The 22,254-nt window shown below is 70.0% G+C and carries 17 protein-coding genes; 11 read left to right on the forward strand and 6 right to left on the reverse strand.

Features of this window, described 5'->3' with window-relative positions; genetic code table 11:
* Window positions 1–429: 429 nt before the first annotated feature.
* The 4 genes from EIZ44_RS34580 to EIZ44_RS34595 form a co-directional block, all read right to left on the reverse strand.
* Entirely contained in the window at window positions 430–1,578 is a 1,149-nt protein-coding gene (locus EIZ44_RS34580) for a coiled-coil domain-containing protein (RefSeq protein WP_240691498.1), read from the reverse strand.
* A 120-nt stretch (window positions 1,579–1,698) separates the two neighbouring features.
* Complete coding sequence (locus tag EIZ44_RS34585; RefSeq protein WP_134667101.1) at window positions 1,699–3,690, reverse strand: SDR family oxidoreductase; 1,992 nt, start codon at window positions 3,688–3,690, stop codon at window positions 1,699–1,701.
* Window positions 3,691–3,907: 217 nt separating this feature from the next.
* Window positions 3,908–4,621, reverse strand: coding sequence for a class F sortase (locus EIZ44_RS34590; protein WP_037816753.1), 714 nt, complete (start codon window positions 4,619–4,621; stop codon window positions 3,908–3,910).
* A 19-nt stretch (window positions 4,622–4,640) separates the two neighbouring features.
* The gene (locus tag EIZ44_RS34595) at window positions 4,641–6,131 is read right to left on the reverse strand and encodes an MSCRAMM family protein (protein WP_134667098.1); all 1,491 of its coding nucleotides are present in this window, start codon (window positions 6,129–6,131) and stop codon (window positions 4,641–4,643) included.
* A gap of 320 nt (window positions 6,132–6,451) precedes the next feature.
* On the opposite strand from EIZ44_RS34595, the gene EIZ44_RS34600 reads away from it, so the two are divergent.
* The 4 genes from EIZ44_RS34600 to EIZ44_RS34615 all read left to right on the forward strand — a co-directional run bounded on the left by EIZ44_RS34600 (window position 6,452) and on the right by EIZ44_RS34615 (window position 11,283).
* Window positions 6,452–7,312 carry a Bax inhibitor-1/YccA family protein gene (locus EIZ44_RS34600; RefSeq protein WP_037816748.1) on the forward strand — a complete coding sequence of 287 codons (861 nt, stop codon included), beginning with the start codon at window positions 6,452–6,454 and terminating at the stop codon, window positions 7,310–7,312.
* A 147-nt stretch (window positions 7,313–7,459) separates the two neighbouring features.
* A complete protein-coding gene (locus tag EIZ44_RS34605; protein WP_205673401.1) occupies window positions 7,460–8,137 on the forward strand; it encodes an LppU/SCO3897 family protein in 678 nt (225 codons plus the stop codon).
* 150 nt (window positions 8,138–8,287) lie between these two features.
* A complete protein-coding gene (locus tag EIZ44_RS34610; protein ID WP_370318197.1) occupies window positions 8,288–9,565 on the forward strand; it encodes a YeeE/YedE family protein in 1,278 nt (425 codons plus the stop codon).
* A 185-nt stretch (window positions 9,566–9,750) separates the two neighbouring features.
* Window positions 9,751–11,283 carry a DHA2 family efflux MFS transporter permease subunit gene (locus EIZ44_RS34615; RefSeq protein WP_134733396.1) on the forward strand — a complete coding sequence of 511 codons (1,533 nt, stop codon included), beginning with the start codon at window positions 9,751–9,753 and terminating at the stop codon, window positions 11,281–11,283.
* A 63-nt stretch (window positions 11,284–11,346) separates the two neighbouring features.
* Here the strand turns inward: EIZ44_RS34615 and EIZ44_RS34620 are convergent, their stop codons facing one another.
* The gene (locus tag EIZ44_RS34620) at window positions 11,347–12,567 is read right to left on the reverse strand and encodes an acetyl-CoA C-acetyltransferase (RefSeq protein WP_037816740.1); all 1,221 of its coding nucleotides are present in this window, start codon (window positions 12,565–12,567) and stop codon (window positions 11,347–11,349) included.
* Window positions 12,568–12,687: 120 nt separating this feature from the next.
* On the opposite strand from EIZ44_RS34620, the gene EIZ44_RS34625 reads away from it, so the two are divergent.
* The 6 genes from EIZ44_RS34625 (at window position 12,688) to EIZ44_RS34650 (ending at window position 19,638) form a co-directional block, all read left to right on the forward strand.
* On the forward strand, window positions 12,688–13,602 hold the full coding sequence (locus EIZ44_RS34625) for a pentapeptide repeat-containing protein (RefSeq protein ID WP_134733398.1): 915 nt from the start codon (window positions 12,688–12,690) through the stop codon (window positions 13,600–13,602).
* A gap of 320 nt (window positions 13,603–13,922) precedes the next feature.
* Complete coding sequence (locus EIZ44_RS34630; protein WP_037816738.1) at window positions 13,923–15,293, forward strand: cystathionine beta-synthase; 1,371 nt, start codon at window positions 13,923–13,925, stop codon at window positions 15,291–15,293.
* Window positions 15,294–15,408: 115 nt separating this feature from the next.
* Window positions 15,409–16,863 carry a hypothetical protein gene (locus EIZ44_RS34635; RefSeq protein WP_134733399.1) on the forward strand — a complete coding sequence of 485 codons (1,455 nt, stop codon included), beginning with the start codon at window positions 15,409–15,411 and terminating at the stop codon, window positions 16,861–16,863.
* A gap of 227 nt (window positions 16,864–17,090) precedes the next feature.
* A complete protein-coding gene (locus EIZ44_RS34640; protein WP_235146593.1) occupies window positions 17,091–17,636 on the forward strand; it encodes a hypothetical protein in 546 nt (181 codons plus the stop codon).
* Window positions 17,637–17,721: 85 nt separating this feature from the next.
* Window positions 17,722–18,378: a hypothetical protein gene (locus tag EIZ44_RS34645; RefSeq protein ID WP_134733401.1), complete on the forward strand. Its 657-nt coding sequence runs from the start codon at window positions 17,722–17,724 to the stop codon at window positions 18,376–18,378.
* Between the two features lie 102 nt (window positions 18,379–18,480).
* On the forward strand, window positions 18,481–19,638 hold the full coding sequence (locus EIZ44_RS34650) for a cystathionine gamma-synthase (RefSeq protein WP_043828077.1): 1,158 nt from the start codon (window positions 18,481–18,483) through the stop codon (window positions 19,636–19,638).
* Between the two features lie 1,047 nt (window positions 19,639–20,685).
* Here the strand turns inward: EIZ44_RS34650 and EIZ44_RS34655 are convergent.
* On the reverse strand, window positions 20,686–20,949 hold the full coding sequence (locus tag EIZ44_RS34655; protein WP_043828078.1) for a hypothetical protein: 264 nt from the start codon (window positions 20,947–20,949) through the stop codon (window positions 20,686–20,688).
* Between the two features lie 95 nt (window positions 20,950–21,044).
* Between EIZ44_RS34655 and ilvA the strand changes: the two genes are divergently transcribed.
* Window positions 21,045–22,250 (forward strand): threonine ammonia-lyase, encoded by a 1,206-nt coding sequence (gene ilvA, locus EIZ44_RS34660; protein ID WP_134733403.1) that lies wholly within the window; start codon window positions 21,045–21,047, stop codon window positions 22,248–22,250.
* Window positions 22,251–22,254: the final 4 nt, after the last annotated feature.

The raw sequence follows: 22,254 nt of genomic DNA on the forward strand, positions 1-22,254 counted from the left end.
ACACCGCACCAAAACCAGGTTTCACAACACCCTCTCAGGGTGGCCCTCACGGACGGCTGACCCGGCCGCATCCGCGACCTGGGCGGACCTCCAGCGGTCGCGGCATGATGCCCGGATGTCGTGAAGGGCTCCTTGCGGGAATCAGATTCCCTCAAGGAGCCCTTCACGGACTTGGCCACAGAAACGAGGGAGCCCGCCGAACCGGGGGGCGGGGTCGGCGGGCTCGCTGCGTGCCGTGGCTTAGCTGCTGGGCTTGCCTGCCGTCCAGGGCTGGGACTTGGCGTTGGTTCCCGTCGAACCGTGTCCGGTCCGACGGCTCACCGCGTGCAGCGGCTGAGTTGCTGGCTTACCCGCCGTTCGTGGCTGGGGCTTAGCGCAGTGAGCCCGCCGAACCATGGCCGGTCCGACGGGCTCGCTGGATGCCGTGGGTCAGCTGCTGGGCTTGCCCGCCGTCTGCGGCTGGGACTTCGCGCCGTTCGCCGTCGAACCGTTGCCGTTCTTCGCGCCGTTCCCCGCGGAGCTTTCCGTCGCCCCGCCCTTCGCGGACGAGCCGTTCCCGGTCGCGCTCTTGGCAGCAGAACCGTTCTCGCCCTTCGGCTTCGGCGACGGTGCGGGCTTCGGCTCGACCGGGGCCGGCGAGGGGTCTGGCTTCGCCGGGTCGTCGCCGCCGACCAGTTTTGACGCGGCGGGCAGGACCGATTCCGACGGGAGTGCCGTCAGCAAGCCTTCGCTGCGGCCGAGGACCTCGTCCGCCAGCGCCAGGTTCTTGCGGGCCTGTTCGCGGATCTCGGCGAGCCGCTCGACCTTGCGCGTCGCCGCGGTGGTGCGCTGGGCCGCCTGCGTGGTCGCCTCGTCGAGACGGCGCTTGGCCTCCGCCGTCGCCTCCTCGACGCGGCGGGTCGCCTCCGCGGTGGCTTCCGCGATGCGGCGCTCGGCCTGGTTCTTGCTGGCCGTGCGCTGGTCGGCGATCATCTTTTCGTGCGCCGTGCGCTCGGCGGTGATCTTCGCGTCGAAATCACGCTCGATCTTGCGGCGCTTGCGCTCGGCTTCGTTGTCGAGGAGTTCCCGGCGCTGCGCCGCCTCGACCGTCAGCCGCTGCACTTCGGCGCGGGTTTCCTTCAGCGCGGCCTCGTGCTCCGAGTGCAGCGCTTCGGCCTGCTTGTCCAGCTCCTCGACCAGGCGGTGGTACCGCTCGCGCAGCTTCGTGGACGCCTCGGTGGACGACGCCCAGTGCTTCTCCGCCGCCACCTGCGCGCGCTTGGTGATCTCCTCGGCTCGCGCGTTCGCGAGCGTGACGGTGCGCTGCATCCGCTCGTCCAGGTCCTCGAGCCGCTCCGGCGGCTTCATCAGTTCCTCGACCCGCGACTGCAGCTTCGACACCTCGCCGCGCGTCGTCTCGAGTTCGCGCGACAGCGTGGCGACCTGGGCGGCCGCCGCGTCGCGGTCGGTGATCAGCCGGTGCAGCTGGCTTTCGAGGTGGTCGAGGTACTGCCGCACCTCGGTGCGGTCGAAGCCGCGCCAGGCTTCGGTGTACTCGCGCCGCAGCGGGAGGAGGCCGTTGTCTCGCTCGGGAACCATGCCCACGACCGTACCCGCGCACCTGGCGTGCGTGCCGCCAGGAGTGGCGAATCACCGCCCCGGGTCGATTCTTCGTGTCGATCTCGCCTGAACGGCCTCACCCGCCGCGCGAAGCCGTCACTACCAGTGGAAGCCGCGGGACAGCCGGGCCAGCGCCATCGCCGCACGGGACAGGTGTTTCTCGCCCCGCCCGATCTTCAGTTTCCCGCTGCCGCCCGCCGCCGCGGAGTCCGGGAAGATCCGGAAACCCTGGTACGCGATCGCGTCGGTCAGCCCCGGCGCGAGCGTGTAGGTCAGCCCGATCGCCTGGCCCGCCGGGGTGCCGATGTGCTTCGGCCGCTGGATCAGCGCCTTCAGCACCATGTCCGCCGCCTGCTCCGGCGATTTCGTGGGGAACGCGTCGTAGATCTTCGTCGGCCGGATCATGGGCGTGCGCACGAGCGGCATGTGGATGGTGGTGAAGGTGATCCCGTCGCCGTGCGTTTCGGTCGCCGCGATCCGGGAGAAGTAGTCCAGCGCGGCCTTCGACGCGGCATAGGCGGAAAACCGCGGCGCGATTCCCTGCACGCCGATCGAGGACACGTTCACGATGTGCCCGAATTTCCGCTCCGACATGTGCGGGAGGACCGCCAGGATCAGCCGCACCGCGCCGAAGTAGTTGATCGCCATCGCGCGCTCGTAGTCGTGCATCCGGTCGTACGACAGCTTGATCGAGCGCCGGATCGAGCGGCCGGCGTTGTTCACGAGCATGTCGATCCGGCCGTGTTCGGACAGCATCGCGTCCACGGCCTTGCGCACCGAATCCTCGTCGGTGAGGTCGGCCGGGTACACCGACGCGGTGCCGCCCGCCGCGATGATCTCGTCGCGCACTTCTTCCAGTTCGTGCTGCCGCCGCGCGACCAGCAGCGGCACCCCGCCCGCCGCGGCGACCTTCAGCGCGGTCGCCCGGCCGATGCCCGACGACGCGCCGGTGATGATCACCCGGCGGCCGTCCAGTTCGCCGCGCGGACCGTGCTTGCGTGCGCGGAACGGGTCGAGGTGTTCGCGCCAGTAGCGCCACAGCGTGGGGGCGTATTCCTCGAGCCGGGGCACCTCGACGCCGCTTCCGGCCAGCGCCTTCCGCGTCTCCGCGGACGCGAACACCGACGGGAAAGCCATCGTTTCCAGCAGCACCGGCGGAATGCCGAGCCGCTCCAGCACCGCGTCGCGGGCGATGGTGAACCCGGGAATGTGCTCGCTGAGCTTGACCAGCCCGACGATTCCCTTCGACACCCTGTCGCCGAGCTGCACGGTGATGGTCGGTGCCCCGGCGGCGCGGGCGAACGCGTTGTAGACCGACACCACCGGCTGCGGTTCGGGGTTCACGAGATGGAAGGCGCGGCCGTCGAGACCCGGTGTGGTGACCAGCTCCAGCAGGGCCTTCGCGACGTAGTCGACCGGAACCACGTTGGTGTCGCCCAGATCCGGTCCGGCGGACGGGACGTCGGGCAGCCCGGCGAGCCTGCTGATCGCGGGGAAGAGGTAGTACGGGCCGTCGATCTTGTCCATCTCGCCGGTCTGCGAATCGCCGACCACGACCGCGGGCCGGTACACCCGCCACGGCACCTCGTGCTGGTCCCGGACGAGCTTCTCGGCTTCGAATTTGGTGCGGTGGTACGGCGTGATCAGCCGCTGTCCCACGTCGAACATGTCCTCGGTGAACAGTCCTTCGTGGTCGCCCGCGACGGCGACCGACGAGACGTGGTGCAGGCACCCGGCGTTCAGGTCCGCGGCGAGGTCGATGACGTTCTGCGTACCGTCCACATTGGCCCGGATGCTGGTTTCGTCGTCGGCGGTGATGTCGTAGAGCGCGGCGAGGTGGATGACGTGGTCGACGCCGCGCAGCGTCTCCCGGTCCGCCTCGGACACTCCCATCAGCGGTTCGCCGAGGTCGCCGGTCACGAGCGTGACGCGGTCCGGATGCGGCCACGCGTCGACGAGCGCGGCCAGCTTCCCCCGCGACGACGCGCGCACCACCAGCGCGACCCGTTCCACGTCCGGCCGGGTGAGCAGCTGCCGGGTGACCTGGCGCCCGATCAACCCGGTCGCGCCTGTCACCAAGAACGTCGCCATCTCCATCACCCTCCGCCGTGCCGCCGCCTGGACCCATGGGCATTCTGCTGCATGGACGCCGCCCTGACCACAACGCGGCAGGGTGAGGTTACTCGCAAGTAACTTAGCGTCGGCACGGGGTCCCGCAGGTGGCAGCGGATTTCCGCGAACGAGAGGCCGTGCAGAAGCTGCGCGAATGGACCCCTCGCGCGGGTTCAGCGGGTCGCGAGGGGACCCCTCACTCCGGGTCCGCGATCACGACGCGGTTCTCCTCGTACCCGTCGCTCCCGCCGATCCAGCGCCCGCCGCAGGTCACCAGGACGACCCGATGCGGACCGGCCTGCCCGAAAAGATCGTCGGCGCGGCTCGGCAGATCGTTCTTGTGCACGGTGACCAGCTGCGAAATCCGGTACCGGCTCGTCTTGCCCGCGCGGTCCACGATCGTCACCACGCCGCCGATGCGCTCGCTCCACAGTTCCGAGAACGGCCCGGTCGCGCCGCGCCAGTTCACGTGGCCCGCGAACACGCTCGCGCCGCTGACCGCTTCCAGGTCCGCGCCCCACCAGGCCGCCTGGCCGATGTCCGACGGCACCGGAAGCGTGTTGCCCGGCCCGAGGTCCTGCCGCACCATCGCCGCGGTCCCGCCGCCGGGCAGCCGGATCGTGCCCGGCGCCTGCGGCCCCGGTTCCGGAGCTTGCCGATGCTCCGCGGGCGCCGCGGGCGGAGCGGCCGCCGAACTGCTGGGCGGCGGCGCCGCTGAACTGCTCGACGGCGGCGGCGCGGGAGCCAGCTGCTGCGGCGAAGCGGCCGGAACGGCGGCGGCGACCGGGGACGCGCTCCCGGCCACCACCGTCGTCGGCGGCGAACTGATCACGACCGTCGCGAGTTCCACTGCCAGCACGCTTGCCGCGCCGAGCACGAACCCGCCGACCAGCCGTCCTTTTCCGCTCATCTGCCTTTGCTGCTTTCGCTTACCGCCGCGCCGACCGCCGAGCGGCGAACCCGACCAGACCCGAACCGACGAGCACCAGCGCGGCGAGACCCGCGATGCCAGCGGTGGAGAAGCTCGTCTCGACGGTGCCCTTGGCCATCGTCACCGGCAGGTCGCCGGCGGGAATCGCGTGCGGCACTTCGTTCGGCGTGTTGGCCACAGTCAGCGCGAGTGTGCCGCCCGGCGTCAGCGATCCGCACGCGGCGGGCGGATTGTTCGGGTCGAACGCGTTGGTGTAGCCAGGCGGCGCGTTCACCTCGACCACGCAGACCTCCTGCGGGGCCAGCAGATTCTCGACAGTCGCGGTGCCGTTCTCGCCACTGGTGGTGACCACGGCGGGCTGTCCGTCGGGCCCGGTCAGCGGCTTGCCGTCCTGACTGGTGGCCGCGGTCTTGCGGTCCTTGCCGGTGACCCGCAGCGTCGCGCCGCCGATGCCCTTGCCGGTCTTGGCGTCGGTCTTGGTGACCTGCACCTTGCCCGGCTTCGCTACCGCGACGACGCCTTGGGCGGTCAGTTGCTTTTCTCCGCCGGTGCCGACGACGCTCTGGATCCCGTCCTTGGTGTTGACCGGGTTCTGCACAGTCGGCTTGTCCGCGGGCGCGGACAACGAGGCGACGAGCTTCGGCTGGTCGCCGGCCGGCGTGACCTTCACCGTGACCGTGCCGTTCGCATCGGTCTTCAGCGTCGTGTCTTTCTGCGCGGCCTGCGGAGCGGAGTTGCCCGCCGAAGAATCGGACGCCTTCTCCGTGTCTGCCTGCTTGTCCGCTTGGCCGATGGTTCCGTCGGTGGCGGTCAGCTTCACCGGAACGTCCGGGATGCCCTTGCCCTTGGAATTCTTCACCGTGACCGTCCAGGTCGCGGGCTGGCCGAGGTGCTGATCGCCCTTCGGCGCGGTGACCGACGCGGTCCACGGGCCGCGGTTCGCCTCGGCCTCGGCCTTCATCTTGGCCACGTCCTTGGCGGCTTCCGGGGTGAGGAGCTTGAAGTATTTGTCCTCGGGATAGGCCGCCTTGTTCGGGGGCGTGCCGAAGTCCGTGTCGCCGGGCGTCTGCGTTTTGGCGGTCCACGAGTGCAGCAGATGGGCGAGCGCGGCTGCCTCGTCGTCATCGGAGGTGTTGCCGTAACGCAACAGCAGGTAGGAGATGTTGCCTGCGATGTCGGGTGCCAGCGGCTTGCCCCACTTCGTCAGCAGATCTTGACCTGGTTGGTACTCCTCGTCGCTGTCCGGAGCCTTCAGGTGGAAGCTGACGCAGAACACGTCCTTGCCGCCCACCTTGTAGGAGCCGAGCCAGTCCTTGTATGTGACGCCGTCTGACTCTTTGTGCTCGATGTTTCGGCCGTGGCCGGTGACGGCGGCTGCCGAGGCCGGGGTCGCCCCCAGCGCGGTTACGGAGAGTGCGCCGAGCAGTGCGGTCGCGACCAGCCCGGTGGCCGCGCGCCAGCGAGCGCGCGGGCGTGAGATCCACCCCATGGTGTGTTGGCTCCTTCGACGTGCCTGCCGACGCCTGAACGGCGTCCTCGCAGTTCACCTGATCGAACAACTCCCCGACACGCGTTCGGTCACTTCCCGGACACGCGATGTGAAGGTTCGCGGGTCAGCGGGGGAGTTGTCTAGAGACCATCGGGTGACCTGCGGTGAACGGTCGTGACCTTCATCGCCTACGGTGGCCGTAACGGGGGTGGCCCCACCCGTGCGGGTGATGAGTAAAATCTGCTTTACCCGAACGGGAACCAGCGAGCCGCCGCGGTCGTTGAACCCGATGCAAGGTGCCATAAAGTCCAGGAGGACAGGTGCGTTCCAGCAGCAACCCGGCGTTCCGCAATCTCCCGCGCGGCGCGGCCGCGACCGGGCAGTACGGGCCGAACGTCGGCTTCGACCAGCCCTACGGCCAGCCGCAGGGCCAAGGCGGCGTCCCGGGTTACGGCCCTGGCCAGATGGGCACCGCCTCCGCCGACCGTCCGATGACGGTCGACGACGTCGTCATCAAGACCGGCATGTCGCTCGGCGTCGCGCTCGTCGTCGGCGTGCTCACGGCGATCTGGGCGCAGTCCCAGCTCGTGCGCGACTCCCTCGGCAGGCTTTCGCCGAGCGGCCCGCTCCTCGGCGCGCTGATCGGCGGGCTCGTGGTGGGCCTCGTCGTGTCGCTGGTGATCATCTTCAAGCAGAAGCCGAGCGGTCCGCTCACGCTCGTCTACTCCGGCGCCGAGGGCCTGTTCCTCGGTGCGCTCAGCGGGTTGTTCGAGGTGTTCCTGCCGGGCATCGCCCTGCAGGCGCTCATCGGCACCGCGGGCGTGTTCGTCGCGATGCTGGTCGTCTACAAGACCGGCGCGGTGAAGGTCACGCCGAAGCTGACCAAGTGGATCGTCGGCGCGGTCGCCGGCGTCGCCATCCTGATGCTGGTCAACCTGGTCACCGCGCTGTTCTTCGGCTTCAACCCGCTGCGCGACGGCAGCCCGCTCGCCATCGTCTTCAGCCTGGTGGTCATCGGCATCGCCGCGTTCAGCTTCCTGCTCGACTTCGACCAGGCCGACAAGATGATCCGCGCCGGCATGCCGTCGAAGTGGGCCTGGTACGCCGCGTTCGGCCTGATGACCACGCTGGTGTGGCTGTACCTCGAGATCCTGCGTTTGCTGTCTTACCTGCGCGACTAGCCGTCGCACAGGTTTCCCGGGAAGGGGCGCTCCGCGTTACGCGGAGCGCCTTTTCTGTTTTTCTGCCGGGAAGTTCTGCGCGCTCCCGAGGCCGTCGTGTTGGATGTGCCCGGTCGGAATCTTTCTTTCGGGTTTGCGAGGCATCACGTGAGCGTTCCCCCGCACGGGCACGGACCGCAGCAGGGCTACGGACAACAGGGCTACGGACAGCAGGGCTACGGACAGCAGGGCTACGGACAGCAGGGCTACGGACAGCAGGGCCAGTCGCCGTTCCAGCAGCACTACGGTCCGGGCGGGATGCCGCCCCAGCAGAGCCCGAAGCGAAACTTCCCGACCAGGACCGTGGTGCTGGTCGCCGTAGCGGTGGTGATCGTGGCGGCGGGGGTCGTCATCGGCTTCCTCAAGTTCGGCAACTCGACCAGCAACACCCACGCCAGCGACTGCATGCACATCGAGAAGTCCGGCTCGACCACGACGACGAAAACCGTCGACTGCGCCGATCCGGGAGCGAACGTCAAGGTCGCGGTCGCGCGCGCCAACCGGAGCGGCACCTGCCCGCGCGGCGACTATTACCGCTACACCACCGGCGGCAAGAACCACCGCGTGCTCTGCCTCATCCCCAACGTGCAGCAAGGGGATTGCCTCGCCGGGCTCCAGACCGCCAGCACGACGTACCAGAAGGTGCCGTGCACCGATCCGCAGAAGAACGCGGAGATCGTCAAGCTCGTGCCCGGCGCGAAGGATCGTTCGGCGTGCGAGGGCAGTGGTTCGACCACTGTCCGCTGGTACTCCGACCCGGAGGAAGCCATCTGCATCAAGAGCTGACGGGCGGTACAAAGGGGCCGTCCGGACGCCCGGTTTCGGCCGTTCGTCGCACTCCGTGAGACAGGCTGCGTCCGGGGCTCACCGGGACCTAACGTGGATCGCCGCCCGCCGCCGGGCGGGCCCCGTTCATCCCCGACCCCCTCAGGAGACGTGGTGGCGACCACCGATTCCCCTGTCGACGAGCGAAAACTTCTCGACTTCCCCACTTCGTGCGCGGCTCCGGCGCCTAAACCGGAGGAGCCGGTCAAGGTCGTCCCGCTGGCCGTCGCCGCGGTGCTCGCGGTCGGGCTGACCGCCTACGTCTGGGCCGCGCACGGCGCGAAGTTCGGGGTCCTGCTCGTGCTGGGGCTGGCGCTCGGCCTCGCGCTTTTCCACTCCCGCTTCGGGTTCACGTCCGCGTGGCGGCAGCTGATCGCCGTCGGCAACGGCCAGGGCCTCCGTGCGCACACCCTCCTGCTCGGCACCGCCGCGACGCTCATCGCACTCATCTGCGGCACCGGCGCGGGCCTCTTCGGCAGCAAACCGGTGCCGGTGACGAACGTCGGGCCGATCGGGCTCGCGTTGTTCGTCGGGGCCACGTTGTTCGCGATCGGCATGCAACTCGGCGGCGCGTGCGCGTCCGGGACGCTGTTCGCGGTCGGCGCCGGGCAGTCGACGATCGTGCTGACCCTCGGCGGTTTCATCACCGGTTCGGTCCTCTACACCTGGGGCTATCCGCTGTTCACCGGCTGGCCGCAGGTGTCCGGGTTCCTGCTGTCGGACCACGTCGGCTGGTTCGGTTCGTGGGCGATCACGATCGCGGTGCTCGCCGCGATCGTCCTCGCGACCCGGGTGGTGCAGAAGCGTCGCGTGCCGCCGCCGGTCGACACTGTGCCGACCGCGCGCGGGTTCGCCCGGATCTTCCGCGGCTCCTGGCCGATCCTCGCCGGCGCGGTCGTGCTCGGCGTGCTGGCCGGCGCGGTGTACCTGGTTTCCGGCGGCATCTGGGGCGTCACGAGCGCGTTCAGCCTGTGGGGCGCGAAAATTCTCCAGGTGTTCGGACTGCACCCGGAGCAGTGGGAGTTCTGGCAGCTGAAGGCGAACGCGACGTCCCTGTCCAAGCCGATCTGGCAGGACAAGACAAGCCTCACCGACATCGGCATCATGATCGGCGCGTTCGTCGCCGCCGCGGCCGCGGGCGCGTGGAAGATCCACAGCTCGATCCCGTGGCGCACCGCGGTCGCCGCGATCCTCGGCGGAATCCTCATGGGCATCGGCGCGCGACTGGCGAACGGCTGCAATATCGGCGCGTACCTCGGCGGAATCTCCGTCGGCAGTCTGCACGGCTGGCTGTGGGGCGCGTTCGCGCTTTTCGGCACCTGGATCGGGCTGAAACTGCGGCCGTTGTTCGGTTTGGGCAACCCTGTGCGCACGGACAGTATCTGCTGAGCCGATCGGGGACTTTTCGCAGGTCATCGCGACTGCGCGAAAAGTCCCCACGCATTTCGCCCGGCAGCGAAAAAGACTGCGTGTCCGCTTGCCGCTCGGCTAGTCTGGAGCGCGCGCAAGGGGGAACCGCCGTCGTATTGTCGCGTCGCGGGCTTGCGCATCACCACTAACAGATGGGGTTCCGCATGTCCGCACCCGCGACTCCGGCCGCGCCGGATGCCGGTGACAAACTCGACCGGGGAGTGCTGAAGGTCGCTTCCGTGGTGGTGCTCGGCGCCATCATGGCGATCCTCGACACCACCGTGGTCAACGTCGCGCTCCAGAAGCTCACCATCCAGTTCGCCACGTCCTTCGACACCATCCAGTGGGTCGCCACCGGCTACATGCTGGCGCTGGCGACGGTCATCCCGGTCACCGGATGGGCGTCCGACCGGTTCGGCACGAAGCGGCTGTACCTGCTCGCGATCGGCACCTTCCTGATCGGCTCGATGCTGGCCGGGCTCGCCTGGAACGTCGAATCGCTGATCGCGTTCCGAGTCGTGCAGGGCCTCGGCGGCGGCATGCTGATGCCCGCGGGCATGACGATCCTGACCCGCGCGGCCGGTCCGCAGCGGATCGGCCGGGTCATGGCCGTGCTGGGCGTGCCGATGCTCCTCGGCCCGATCTGCGGCCCGATTCTCGGCGGCTGGCTGGTCGACTCGGTGAGCTGGCGCTGGATCTTCTACATCAACGTCCCGATCGGACTGATCGCCTTCGTGCTCGCGCTCCGGCTGCTCCCGAAGGACAACCCGGAGCCGGGCAACCGGTTCGACTTCCTCGGCATGCTGATGGTGTCGCCGGGCCTGGCCGCGCTGATCTTCGGTGTTTCGCGGATTCCGTCCACCGGCACCGTCGGCGCGCTCGAGGTGTGGCTGCCCGCGCTGGCCGGGATCGTGCTGCTGGTCGCGTTCGTGCTGCGGGCGCGGACCATGGAGCATCCGCTGATCGACCTGAAGCTGTTCCGCAACCGGTCGTTCTCGGTCGCGATGATCACGATGGCGGTGTTCTGCGTCGGGTTCTTCGGCGCGATGCTGTTGCTGCCCACGTATTTCGTGCTGGTGCGCGGGGAGAGCGCGCTGCACGCGGGTCTTCTGCTGGCCCCGCAGGGCCTTGGCGCGATGCTGGCGATGCCGATCACCGGACGGCTGGCGGACAAGATCGCCCCGCGCCGGATCGTGGTGCCCGGCCTGGTCTTCATCGCACTGGGCATGGTGGTGTTCACGCAGGTCACCGCGACCACCCCGTACTGGCAGCTGCTGGCCGCGCTGTTCGTGATGGGCATCGGCATGGGCTGCACGATGATGCCGATCACCTCGGCCGCGCTGCAGACGTTGCAGTCCAAGGACATGGCGAAGGCCTCGACCGCGACGAACATCCTTCAGCAGACCGCGGGCGCGATCGGGTCCGCGGTGATGTCGATCATCCTGGCGGCGCTGCTCGCCGGGAAGTTCGGCGTGCCGACGAGCCAGGGCCAGCTGGTCGCCACCGCGGCGACGATGAACCCGGCCACGCACGACGCCGCGGCCGGTCTCGCGGGCGAGTCGTTCGCGACGACGTTCCTGTGGGGCACGATCCTGCTGGCGCTGTGCCTGGTGCCCGCGTTCTTCCTGCCGAAGAAGCGCGTGGTGCCCGAGGCGACGGGCTCCGACGACGTCGCTCCGCCGGTGCTGATGCACTGACCCGCACATCGAAAAGGGCCGTCCGCGAACCTCCGCGGACGGCCCTTTTTTGCGTTGCTGGGCTCAGGAAAGCCGCTCCAGCACCATCGCCATGCCCTGCCCGCCACCGACGCACATCGTCTCGAGGCCGAACTGCTTGTCGTGGTGCTGCAGGGAGTTGATCAGCGTCGAGGTGATCCGCGCGCCGGTCATGCCGAACGGGTGGCCGACCGCGATCGCGCCGCCGTTGACGTTCAGCCGGTCGAGGTCGATGCCAAGGTCGCGGTAGGACGGGATGACCTGCGCGGCGAACGCCTCGTTGATCTCGACCAGGTCGATGTCCGAAATGGACAGACCGGCGCGGGACAGCGCCTGCTTCGACGCCTCGACCGGGCCGTAGCCCATGATCTCCGGCGACAGGCCGGTGACGCCGGTGGACACGACGCGCGCCAGCGGCGTCAGGCCCAGTTCGCGCGCCTTCGTGTCGGACATGATCACGACAGCAGCCGCGCCGTCGTTGAGCGGGCAGCAGTTGCCCGCGGTGATCCGGCCGTCGGGGCGGAAGACCGGCTTCAGCCCGGACACGCCCTCGAGCGTGACGCCCGCGCGCGGCCCGTCGTCCTTCGACACGACCGTGCCGTCCGGCAGCGTGACCGGCGTGATGTCCTTGGCCCAGAAGCCGTCCGCGATGGCCTTCTCGGCGAGGTTCTGCGACCGCACGCCGAACTCGTCCATCTCCTCGCGGGTGACGCCCTTGAGCCGCGCGAGGTTCTCCGCGGTCTGGCCCATCGCGATGTAGACGTCGGGGAGTTGCCCGTTCTCGCGCGGGTCCTGCCAGCTGTCCGCGCCGGACTCGGCGGTGGCCTGGGTGCGCGCCTCGGCGTCGGCGAACAGCGGGTTGTGCGTGTCCGGCCAGGAGTCGGAGCTGCCCTTCGCGAACCGGGACACGGCCTCGACGCCCGCCGAGATGAAGACGTCGCCCTCGCCCGCCTTGATCGCGTGCAGCGCCATCCGGGTGGTCTGCAAGCTCGAGGAGCAGTACCGGGTGATCGTGCAGCCAGGCAGGTGGTCGTAGCCGAGCTCGACGGCCACCGCGCGGCCCATGTTGAAGCCGGACTCGCCGCCGGGCAGGCCGCAGCCGAGCATCAGGTCGTCGATGTCGGCGGGGTCGAGCTGGGGCACCTTGTCCAGCGCCGCGCGCACCATCTGCACGGCAAGGTCGTCGGGGCGCATCCCCACCAGCGAGCCCTTCCCGGCGCGGCCGATCGGGGAACGGGCGGTGGAGACGATGACGGCTTCGGGCATGACTGACACATCCTCGGGTCGGCGGCACTAAGCGGTTGCTCACCATCTTGCCGCGTCCGGCGTCCGTCCGAAAGCCGAAGGCGACATGCACCACCTTGCTCCCGTGGGAGGATTTCCGCCGTGACCGAGCGCAACCGGGTGTTGTCCACCCGCACGATCGCGTGGTGGGGGACGGGCATCGTGCTGCTCGCGGCCGTCGCGGCGGCGTTGCTGCTGTGGCTGCTCGGCGGCGGCACCCCGGCCGATTCGTCGCGGCTCGACGCGCTGCGCACGGCCTCGAGCATCGTCGTCGGGACCGGCGGCGCGGCCGCGCTCCTGCTCGCCGCGCGGCGGCAGCGGTCCGCCGAACTGGACCTGGAACAGAAGGACCACGACGCGACCGAGCGCCGGATCACCGACATGTACGGCAAGGCCGCCGACCAGCTCGGCAGCGACAAGGCCCCGGTCCGGCTGGCCGGGCTGTACGCGCTCGAACGCCTCGCGCAAAGCCACGCTGACCAGCGGCAGACCATCGTCAACGTGCTCTGCGCGTACCTGCGGATGCCGCTGGACGGCACGGACGAAGAGGTGCAGGTCCGCAAGGCCGCGCAGCGGATCCTGATGCTGCACCTGCGTCCGGGCGGCGGCGAGGAGCCGAACGGGTCGTACTGGCCGGACATCGACCTCGACTTCTCCGGGGCCAGGCTCGTCGCGCTGACGCTCACACACTGCAGAATCCGTTCCATCGTGTGCTACCAGACCAAATTCGAGGAATTCGCGACCTTCCGCGGCACCGAATTCCGCAGCAAAGCCGATTTCCACGAAGCGGTGTTCCGCGAACGCGCGGACTTCCGCGGCACCGTCCTCGGCGGCGGAGACGACGTATTCCGCGGCGCGAAGTTCGAGAAGCACGCGGAATTCGGGACGCACTCGGAAGCCGGGCTGGCCGGCGCGCTCGCGAAGCCCGGCCACAAACGGACCTGGCCGCCCGGCTGGACCGAAGAACCCGGCGACGACGGCTGGCTCCGGCTGGTTCCATCGGGTGTTTCGAAATAACCGCGGAACCACTAGGATTCGTGAAGAGTCAACAAGGAGAAGAGGATCCCTGATTAGGAGGTGAACCGGTCATGATGGCCCTCAAGCGTTACTGCGCGGCATTGCGGGCCGGGACGGATCTCCGGGACGGGATCACGGATCGGCGTGCGGCGGCCCTCGGGCCCGCCCCGGTGTCGACGCGCGGCTTGGTGGCTGCCTGAGGTCCGCGCCGGGGAGGCCCGACCTCGCCTGGCGCCGCCCGTGGCCCCGACGCGCACCCGGAGACCGCCCGCCGATCCCGCGCTGGCCGGTCCGGGGCCCGGCTGTTTAGGCTGGTCGCCGTGGAGTACGCAGAACACATCGTGGACCTCGTGGGCAACACCCCGCTGGTCAAGCTGAATTCGCTTACGCGGGGGCTCAAGCCGCTCGTGCTCGCCAAGGTCGAGTACGTCAACCCGGGCGGCAGCGTGAAGGACCGGATCGCGCTGCGGATGATCGAGGCCGCCGAGGCCTCCGGAGAACTGCGCCCAGGCGGCACGATCGTGGAGCCCACCTCGGGCAACACCGGGGTCGGGCTGGCCATGGTCGCCCAGCGCAAGGGCTACCAGTGCGTGTTCGTCTGCCCGGACAAGGTGAGCGAGGACAAGCGCAACGTGCTGCGCGCGTACGGCGCGCGCGTCGTCGTGTGCCCCACCGCGGTCGCGCCCGAGCACCCCGACTCGTACTACAACGTGTCCGACCGGCTCGTGCGCGAGATCGAGGGCGCCTGGAAGCCCAACCAGTACGCCAACCCGGAGAACCCGGCCAGCCACTACCACTCCACCGGCCCGGAGCTCTGGCGGCAGACCGACGGCAAGATCACCCACTTCGTCGCGGGCGTCGGCACCGGCGGCACGATCTCCGGCACCGGCAAGTACCTGAAGGAGGTCAGCGACGGCCGCGTCCAGGTCGTCGGGGCTGATCCCGAGGGCTCGGTGTACTCCGGCGGCACCGGACGGCCGTACCTGGTCGAGGGCGTCGGCGAGGACTTCTGGCCGGAGACCTACGACCGGAACGTCGCCGACCAGATCATCCCGATCAGCGACGCGCACTCGTTCGAGATCACGCGCCGGCTCGCGACCGAGGAAGGCCTGCTCGTCGGCGGTTCGTGCGGGATGGCCGTTGCCGCCGCGCTGAAGCTGGCCGAGGGGCTGACCGAGGACGACGTCGTGGTCGTGCTGCTGCCCGACGGCGGCCGCGGCTACCTCACCAAGGTGTTCAACGACGCCTGGATGTCCTCCTACGGCTTCCTCCCGCCGGATTCCTCCGGCGCGACCGTCGGCGACGTGCTCACCCGCAAGTCCGGCGCGCTGCCCAGCCTCGTGCACTCGCACCCGAACGAGACGGTCGCCGAAGCGGTCGCCATCCTGGCGGAATTCGGCGTGAGCCAGATGCCCGTGGTCAGCGCCGAACCGCCGGTGATGGCCGCCGAGGTGGTCGGCGCGGTCAACGAGCGAGACCTGCTCGACGCGCTGTTCACCGGCAAGGCCCACATGGCCGACCGGCTGGAGACGCACATGTCGCCGCCGCTGCCCACGATCGGGGCGGGCGAGCAGGTGAGCGCCGCGATGAAGGCGCTCGAAGGGGCCGACGGCGCGCTGGTGCTGATCGACGGCAAGCCGGCGGGCGTCGTCACCAGGCACGATCTGCTCGCGTTCCTCGCGGGCAGATAGGCACAAGCTCACCGACGCCGGCCGGGGCGTCTGCGCGCGTCCTGGCCGGGCATCCGATAGCGTTACGGCCGAATAGAACTTTTTCGCGTCCTCGTCAAGGGGGTTCAAGACCCACATGAGTGCTCCGCAGCCACCGAACCAGCCCTGGGACGGCGGCCAGCAGCCGCCGCAGGGCCCGTCGAGTGGTCCTACACCGCAGCAGGACAGTCCCTTCGGCGCGTCGGAGCCGACCCAGGTGGTCCAGCCGGGCCAGCCGCAGCAGCCCGCTCAGGGCGGCGGCACCTTCGGCGACACCCCGGAACCGACGCAGGTCGTGCAGCCGGGACAGCCGGCTGACTCGAACGCCACGCAGGTGGTCAACCCCGTGAGCGCCGAAGGCAACGCCGAGTCGACGCAGCTGGTGCCGCCGAGCCAGCAGCCGCAGAACATCCCGTACGCCCCGCCGCCGAGCGCGGCGGACAACCCGGCCGCGGTCGCCGGGTTCGGCGCCCCGCAGGGCTTCGGCCAGCCGGGTCAGCCCGGGCAGCCGGGCCAGCCTGGTCAGCCTGGTCAGCCGCCGCAGGGCTTCGGCCAGCCGGGCGGGTTCGACCAGGGCGGCTTCGGCGCCCCGCCGCAGGGTGCGTTCGGCCAGCCCGGGCAGCCGGGTCAGCCGGGCTTCGGCCAGCCCGCCCCGTTCGGCGCGTCCGCCGCGCCGTCGGCGGGCGGCGGGAACGCGCTGTACGGCTACATCGCCGGCGGCGTCACCGCGGTGCTCGGCCTGATCGCGCTGATCGTGTCGTTCAGCTACATGAGCGACACCAGCGACTACTCGAAGCTGTACGAGAGCTCGAGCCGGTACCAGAAGCTGTTCGACGAGGCCGGTCTCGCCTCGCCGGGCACGCTGCTGTTCTACGTGATCATGATCCTGGTCGGCGCGGTGATCGCGCTGGCTGGCGGCGTCGCGCTGGCTCTCGCCTCGCGTGCGGCCGTGATGCGCAAGCTCGCCCCGATCGGGGTGCTCGTCGGCGGCGTGCTGTTGCTGCTGTTCTCGATCCTGGCGAAGTCCGGGACCTCGGTCAGCAGCTCCTTCGCCGACAAGTACGGCGGCGCGAGCTCCAGCGCCACGAGCGGCGGCGGCATGCTGACGCTGATCCTGGGCATCATCATCCTGATCATCGGCGTGGTCGCGATCATCCCGGCGACCTCGCAGTACGTCGGCCTCGGTTCGTCCTCAGGCGGCCAGGGCGGTCCTGGCGGACCGCAGCAGCCGGGCGGTTTCGGCGGCGGCGCTCCGCAGGGCTTCGGCCAGCCGCAGTCCGGCGGTTTCCCGCCGCCTGGTGGTCCGAACCCGAACAGCGGGGGCTTCCCGCAGCCGGGCGGTCCGAACCCGGGCAGCGGCGCGAACCCGCAGCCGGGCTTCGGGCAGCAGCCGCCTCCCGGTTACGGCCAGCCGGGCCAGCAGCCGGGCTACGGCCAGCCGCCGCAGCAGCCGGGCGGTTTCGGACAGCCGGGCCAGTACCCGCCGCCGGGCGGGCAGCAGCCCCCTCCGGGCTACGGCCAGCCGGGCCAGCAGCCGCCGCAGCAGTGGTGACTCGCTGAATCTCCGCGAAGGGCGCCTCCGTCTCCTGACGGCGGCGCCCTTCGTCGTTTCCAGTCCGTTTTTCGCGGGGTTCGCGCGGAGCTGGTGGCCTTTTCCCGACGATTCCGGCAGCCGGGGGAATTGCGGCGCACATGCGCTCGCGCCGGTCCCCAACGGTGCGTTTCCGGGCTAGGGTGGGCGCCGTCCGAATCGCCTTCCCAGCCCGAGGGGGACCTGCCGTGAGCGGCCTGCACGCACTTCCGGCACGGCAGCGGGAACGGGAATCCTCCCTCGCGGAACCGGTTCCGCGCCGCCCGAAGGGGAGCACCGCGATCGCGGCCGGGCTGTTCGGTCTCGTCGCCGCCGCGACGGCAGGCTACCTCCCGGCAAGACTGTTCCTCGACATTCCGTCCGGATTCAGCCTCGGCGATCTCTCGCCGCTGACCCTCGCCGATCTCGGCGCGTACCTCGCCGCTTCGCTGGTCTTGCTGATCGGCGCGATCGCGACCTTTTTCCGCGCGACAGCCGGTGCGGTGCTGCTGATCGCGGGCGCGTTGCTCGCACTCGGCGCGCTGCTGCTGGAACCCGCGCTGAGCGGTTCCCCGGGGTACGCCCAGTACTTCCGGACCCTGCTGCGGTTCGAGAATTTCGCCGCGCTGGACCGCGTCACGCTGGCGGCGGCGGTGCTGCTGGTGCTCGTGCTGGCCGGACTGCCGCGGACCTTCGGCTACCTGCGCTACCGCGCACCCGTGGTGCCTGCTTCGTCACCCTCGCGACAGTGGTAAATCCTCCCCGAAAACGGGACGGAGCTGGCACGATACAAGCACTCCGCCCGCCGCCCGGCGGGACCAGATGCACCGAGGACTCCCCGTGACCTACCCCCAGAACCCGCAGGGCCAGCCGCAGAACCCGCAGAGCGGCCCGTTCCCCGGGCAGCCGTACCCGGCGAGCCAGCCGACGCCGGCCCAGCCGTACCCGGGCGCCCCGCAGCAGCCGTTCGCCCCGCCCGCCGCGGGTCAGCCGTATCCGGGGTACCCGGGCGGACCTGGCGTCTACCAGCAGAAGCCGAACGGCGCGACCGCGATCATCGCCGGGATCCTCGCGATCATCGGCGGCATTTTCGCGATCATCTCGATCATCCTCGCCGTGGTGGCGCTGTCTGCCATCCACATCACGCTGTGGCAGCTGTACGCGTCGATCGTGGTGAACGCGGTGCTCGTCGGCCTGCTGTTCTTCGGCGGCATCGGCCTGTTCCTGCACAAGCCGGCCGCCCGGCTGTGCACGATCATCGGCTGCGGGCTGGTGATCGCGTACACGATCTTGAGCGTCGTTCTCGCCGGCGTCGCGACCGCTGGATACAAGGGCAGCGCCCAGGTGCTGGGCGCGGGCATCGGCGGCGCCCTGATCGGGCTGATCCCGCCGGTCGCGACCCTGGTGCTGGCGATCGTGAAGCCGACCGCGGAATGGGTCAACTACCGCCCGGACGCACCGGCCCAGGGCGGCTACCCGGCTCCGCAGGGCTGGTGACCGCGGGGCTGCCGGTGCGGGTTTGTACCGGCAGCCTCTCCCGCATGGTGAGTTGCCTCCCAGCTGATGGGATTGTCGGGGGTGCCCCGTACCCTGGGAACCATGGCCGACGACTACTCCGTCCTGGGTTTTGAAACACGCGCGATCCACGCCGGGCAGCAGCCCGATCCCCGCACGGGTGCCGTCATCGTGCCGATTTACCAAACGTCCACGTACGCGCAGGACGGCGTGGGCGGCACCCGCGAGGGCGGCTACGAGTACTCGCGCACCGCGAACCCCACGCGGACCGCGCTGGAGGAAGCCCTCGCCTCGCTCGAGGGTGCCCGGCACACGCTGGCGTTCGCGTCCGGAATGGCCGCGTCCGACGCGGTGCTGCGCACGGTCCTGCGCCCCGGCGACCACCTGGTCCTGGGCAACGACGCGTACGGCGGCACGTTCCGGCTGATCGACAAGGTGCTCAGCCTGTGGGGCGTCGAGCACACGGTCGCCGACCTGAGCCGCATCGACGACGTACGGGCCGCGATGCGCCCGGAAACCAAGCTGATCTGGTGCGAGTCGCCGACCAACCCGCTGCTGGGCGTCGCCGACATCGCCGCACTGGCCGGCGCGGCGCACGACGCGGGCGCGCGCCTGGTCGTGGACAACACCTTCGCCACGCCGTACCTGCAAACCCCGCTGGCCCTAGGCGCGGACATCGTGGTGCACTCCACCACGAAGTACCTCGGCGGCCACTCCGACGTAGTCGGCGGCGCGGTCGTCACGAACGAGGACGAACTGCGCGAGCAACTCTTCTACCTGCGCAACGCCGCGGGCGCCGTCCCCGGCCCGTTCGACGCGTGGCTGACCCTGCGCGGTCTCAAGACGCTGGCCCTGCGGATGGAACGGCACAGCGACAACGCCGATCTGGTCGCCCGCACCCTGGCGAAGCACCCGAAGGTCACCAAGGTCTACTACCCCGGCCTGCCGGAACACCCCGGCCACGAGGTAGCCGCGAAGCAGATGCGCCGCTTCGGAGGAATGGTGTCGTTCCGCGTAGCGGGCGGCGAGGCAGCGGCGCTGGAAGTCGCGTCGCGCACGAAGCTGTTCGTGCTCGCGGAGTCACTCGGCGGCATCGAGAGCCTGATCGAACACCCGGGCAAGATGACACACGCCTCGACGGCAGGCTCGACGCTGGAAGTCCCGGAAGACCTGATCCGGTTGTCGGTGGGCATCGAGGACGGACGCGACCTGGTGGCGGACCTTACGCAGGCGCTGGGCTGATCTCGGCTTGACGGGGCACTGGTTTCCGGTGCCCCGTTCTTGCCCTGTGTCCCATGGGTTTGTGTCTCGGCCGGTCGCTGCGTGGTTGCCGAGTCCGGCCTCTGGGCTGAATCGGCGGGTCGTCGCGACCGCCTTGCCTCGGGGCGCGAACGTGTGGTGCGACGGGCGCTGAAGCCGCTGCGTTTCGCTTGCTCGCAAGCTGGCCGGTGCATCTAATCCCGCATAATCTGCCACCCGACGAACACCCGCCTCGGCTGACGAGCCCGGGGGAGCTATCGCCGCCTGGCGAGCGCTTCCGCGCCTCGGCTGACGAACCCGGCGAAACTATCACCGCTCGGCGAACTGTGTCCCCGTCTCGGCTGGCGGACTCGGGGAACTGTCGCCGTCTGGCGAGCCGCGTCCCCGTCTCGGCTGGCGGACTCGGGGAACTGTCGCCGTCTGGCGAGCCGCGTCCCCGTCTCGGCTGGCGGACTCGGGGAACTGTCGCCGTCTGGCGAGCCGCGTCCCCGTCTCGGCTGGCGGACTCGGGGAACTGTCGCCGTCTGGCAGGCTGCGTCCCCGTCACGGTTGGCGAACCGGGGGCACTATCGCCCCCAGCGAACACCTGCCCCCGGCTGGCGAACCCGGGGGAAACCATTGCCGTTCGGCGAGCCATTTCCCCGTCTCGCCTGGCGAACCCAGAGAAACCCGTGCCACCCCAACCCGAGCGGCTCAACTCAGCCGGAGTTCGGCCGAGCCAGGTGGTCAGGGCTTGCCCGGCGGCACAGATCTGACTTCTGCCATCACTGCCGGGGTGCGAGCCCCTTTCAGAGCCAACGCGTGGCCGCCTTCGTCGAAGTCGCCTGCTGCGTGGCCCTGGGCTGCCTCGCTTGGCTTGGTCAAGCCGCGTCGAATCACGCATAATCCGCCACTCCGGCGGACCATTTCCCAGCCTCGCCAGCCTCGCCAGCCTCGCCAGCCTCGCCAGCCTCGCGCAGCGAACCCGGCGAAACCCATGCCGCCCAAGCTCAGGCCCTGCCGCAGCCCAGCCGCAACCCAGTCAGTCGATCAGGGCTTGCTGTTCTCCGGCAGCGCATTGGCCTGCCGGGTCCCGGTCGTGGCCGGGAGGTCGGTGCCGTTGACGCAGCCGCCGACCAGTTCGACGTGGTTGTCGTGCCGGATGTACTGGGCGGGGCCTCCGCAGCCGGCCGCTTCGACGGTCGCGAAGGCGGCTCCGGTGAGGGCCACGGCGGACAGGATGCCCGCGGCGAGCGGCAGCAGACCGGTGCGGGACTTGGCCCGGGAGGTGGTCCCGTGCTGCGCGCGTGCCATGGTCGCACTCCCTGATCATGTGTGGCTGCCGTAATCAGGGTACCGGTCCGGCGGGCGGCGCACCCCGGCCGTCCGTCGGTGGCATCATCGGCGCCATGGAACTGGTCAGCGTCGAGCGCATCCAGGAAGCTCGCAAGCTTCTCGAGGGCATCACCCGCGTCACGCCGATGGAGCACGCCCGCGACCTGCGCCGGCTGCACGGCGGCCCGGTGTATCTCAAGTGCGAGAACCTGCAGCGCACCGGTTCCTTCAAGATCCGCGGCGCCTACACCCGCATTCACGGCCTGACCGCCGAGGAACGCGCGCGCGGCGTCGTCGCGGCCAGTGCCGGCAACCACGCGCAGGGGGTCGCGCTGGCCTCTTCGCTGCTCGGCATTTCCTCGACCGTCTTCATGCCGCTGCGCGCTCCGCTGCCGAAACTCGCCGCGACCCGCGGTTACGGTGCGGAGGTCCACCTTCACGGCGCGGTCGTCGACGAAACCCTCGCCGAGGCCATCGCGTTCTCGGAACGCACCGGTGCGGTCTTCATCCACCCGTTCGACCACGCCGACGTCATCGCCGGCCAAGGCACCGTTGGACTGGAGATCCTCGAGCAGGTCCCGGGCGCGAAAACGATCCTCGTCCCGACCGGCGGCGGCGGGCTGGTCGGCGGGGTCGCGGCGGCGGTCAAGGCGCTGCATCCGGAGATCCGGGTGATCGGCGTGCAGGCCGAGGACGCCGCGGCGTATCCGTCCTCGCTGACGGCGGGCGCGCCGGTCCGGCTGCGCGAGGTGCACACGATGGCGGACGGGATCGCGGTCGGCGAGCCGGGCAAGGTCAGCTACGCGCACGTCGAGTCATTGGTCGACGACGTCGTGACGGTCAGCGAGGAATCCTTGTCCCGCGCGGTACTGCTGTGCCTGGAGCGGCGGAAACTCGTCGTGGAACCGGCCGGCGCCGCTTCCATGGCCGCGCTTTTGCAGCATCCCGGCGCTTTCGAGACGCCGGTGGTGGCGATTCTCTCCGGCGGCAACGTGGATCCCGTGCTGCTGCAGCAGATCATCCAGCACGGCATGACCGCGGGCGGGCGCTACCTGAAGCTGCACCTGCGCGTGCCGGACCGGCCGGGCTCACTGGTTTCGGTGCTGTCCTGCGTGAAGGACCTCGGCGCGAACGTCCTCGACGTCGAGCACTCCCGCATCTCCGGCAGCCTTGCCCTCGGCGAGGTCGACGTCGCCCTCGCCCTCGAAACCCGCGGCCCGGAACACTGCAAGGACGTCGAGGCCGCCCTCGCCGACGCGGGGTTCACGATCGTCAGCTGACGAG

It is taken from the genome of Amycolatopsis nivea, from assembly GCF_004522235.1.
GTDB classification, from domain to species: domain Bacteria; phylum Actinomycetota; class Actinomycetes; order Mycobacteriales; family Pseudonocardiaceae; genus Amycolatopsis; species Amycolatopsis nivea.

What these genes read in the sequence shown, in the direction of transcription:
- EIZ44_RS34620 (WP_037816740.1), bottom strand. Translation starts at nt 12,567, where the DNA reads ATGCCCGAAGCCGTCATCGTCTCCACCGCCCGTTCCCCGATCGGCCGC.
- ilvA (WP_134733403.1), top strand. Translation starts at nt 21,045, where the DNA reads ATGGAACTGGTCAGCGTCGAGCGCATCCAGGAAGCTCGCAAGCTTCTC.
- EIZ44_RS34585 (WP_134667101.1), bottom strand. Translation starts at nt 3,690, where the DNA reads ATGGCGACGTTCTTGGTGACAGGCGCGACCGGGTTGATCGGGCGCCAG.
- EIZ44_RS34635 (WP_134733399.1), top strand. Translation starts at nt 15,409, where the DNA reads ATGAGTGCTCCGCAGCCACCGAACCAGCCCTGGGACGGCGGCCAGCAG.
- EIZ44_RS34655 (WP_043828078.1), bottom strand. Translation starts at nt 20,949, where the DNA reads ATGGCACGCGCGCAGCACGGGACCACCTCCCGGGCCAAGTCCCGCACC.
- EIZ44_RS34580 (WP_240691498.1), bottom strand. Translation starts at nt 1,578, where the DNA reads ATGGTTCCCGAGCGAGACAACGGCCTCCTCCCGCTGCGGCGCGAGTAC.
- EIZ44_RS34595 (WP_134667098.1), bottom strand. Translation starts at nt 6,131, where the DNA reads ATGGGGTGGATCTCACGCCCGCGCGCTCGCTGGCGCGCGGCCACCGGG.
- EIZ44_RS34650 (WP_043828077.1), top strand. Translation starts at nt 18,481, where the DNA reads ATGGCCGACGACTACTCCGTCCTGGGTTTTGAAACACGCGCGATCCAC.
- EIZ44_RS34615 (WP_134733396.1), top strand. Translation starts at nt 9,751, where the DNA reads ATGTCCGCACCCGCGACTCCGGCCGCGCCGGATGCCGGTGACAAACTC.
- EIZ44_RS34590 (WP_037816753.1), bottom strand. Translation starts at nt 4,621, where the DNA reads ATGAGCGGAAAAGGACGGCTGGTCGGCGGGTTCGTGCTCGGCGCGGCA.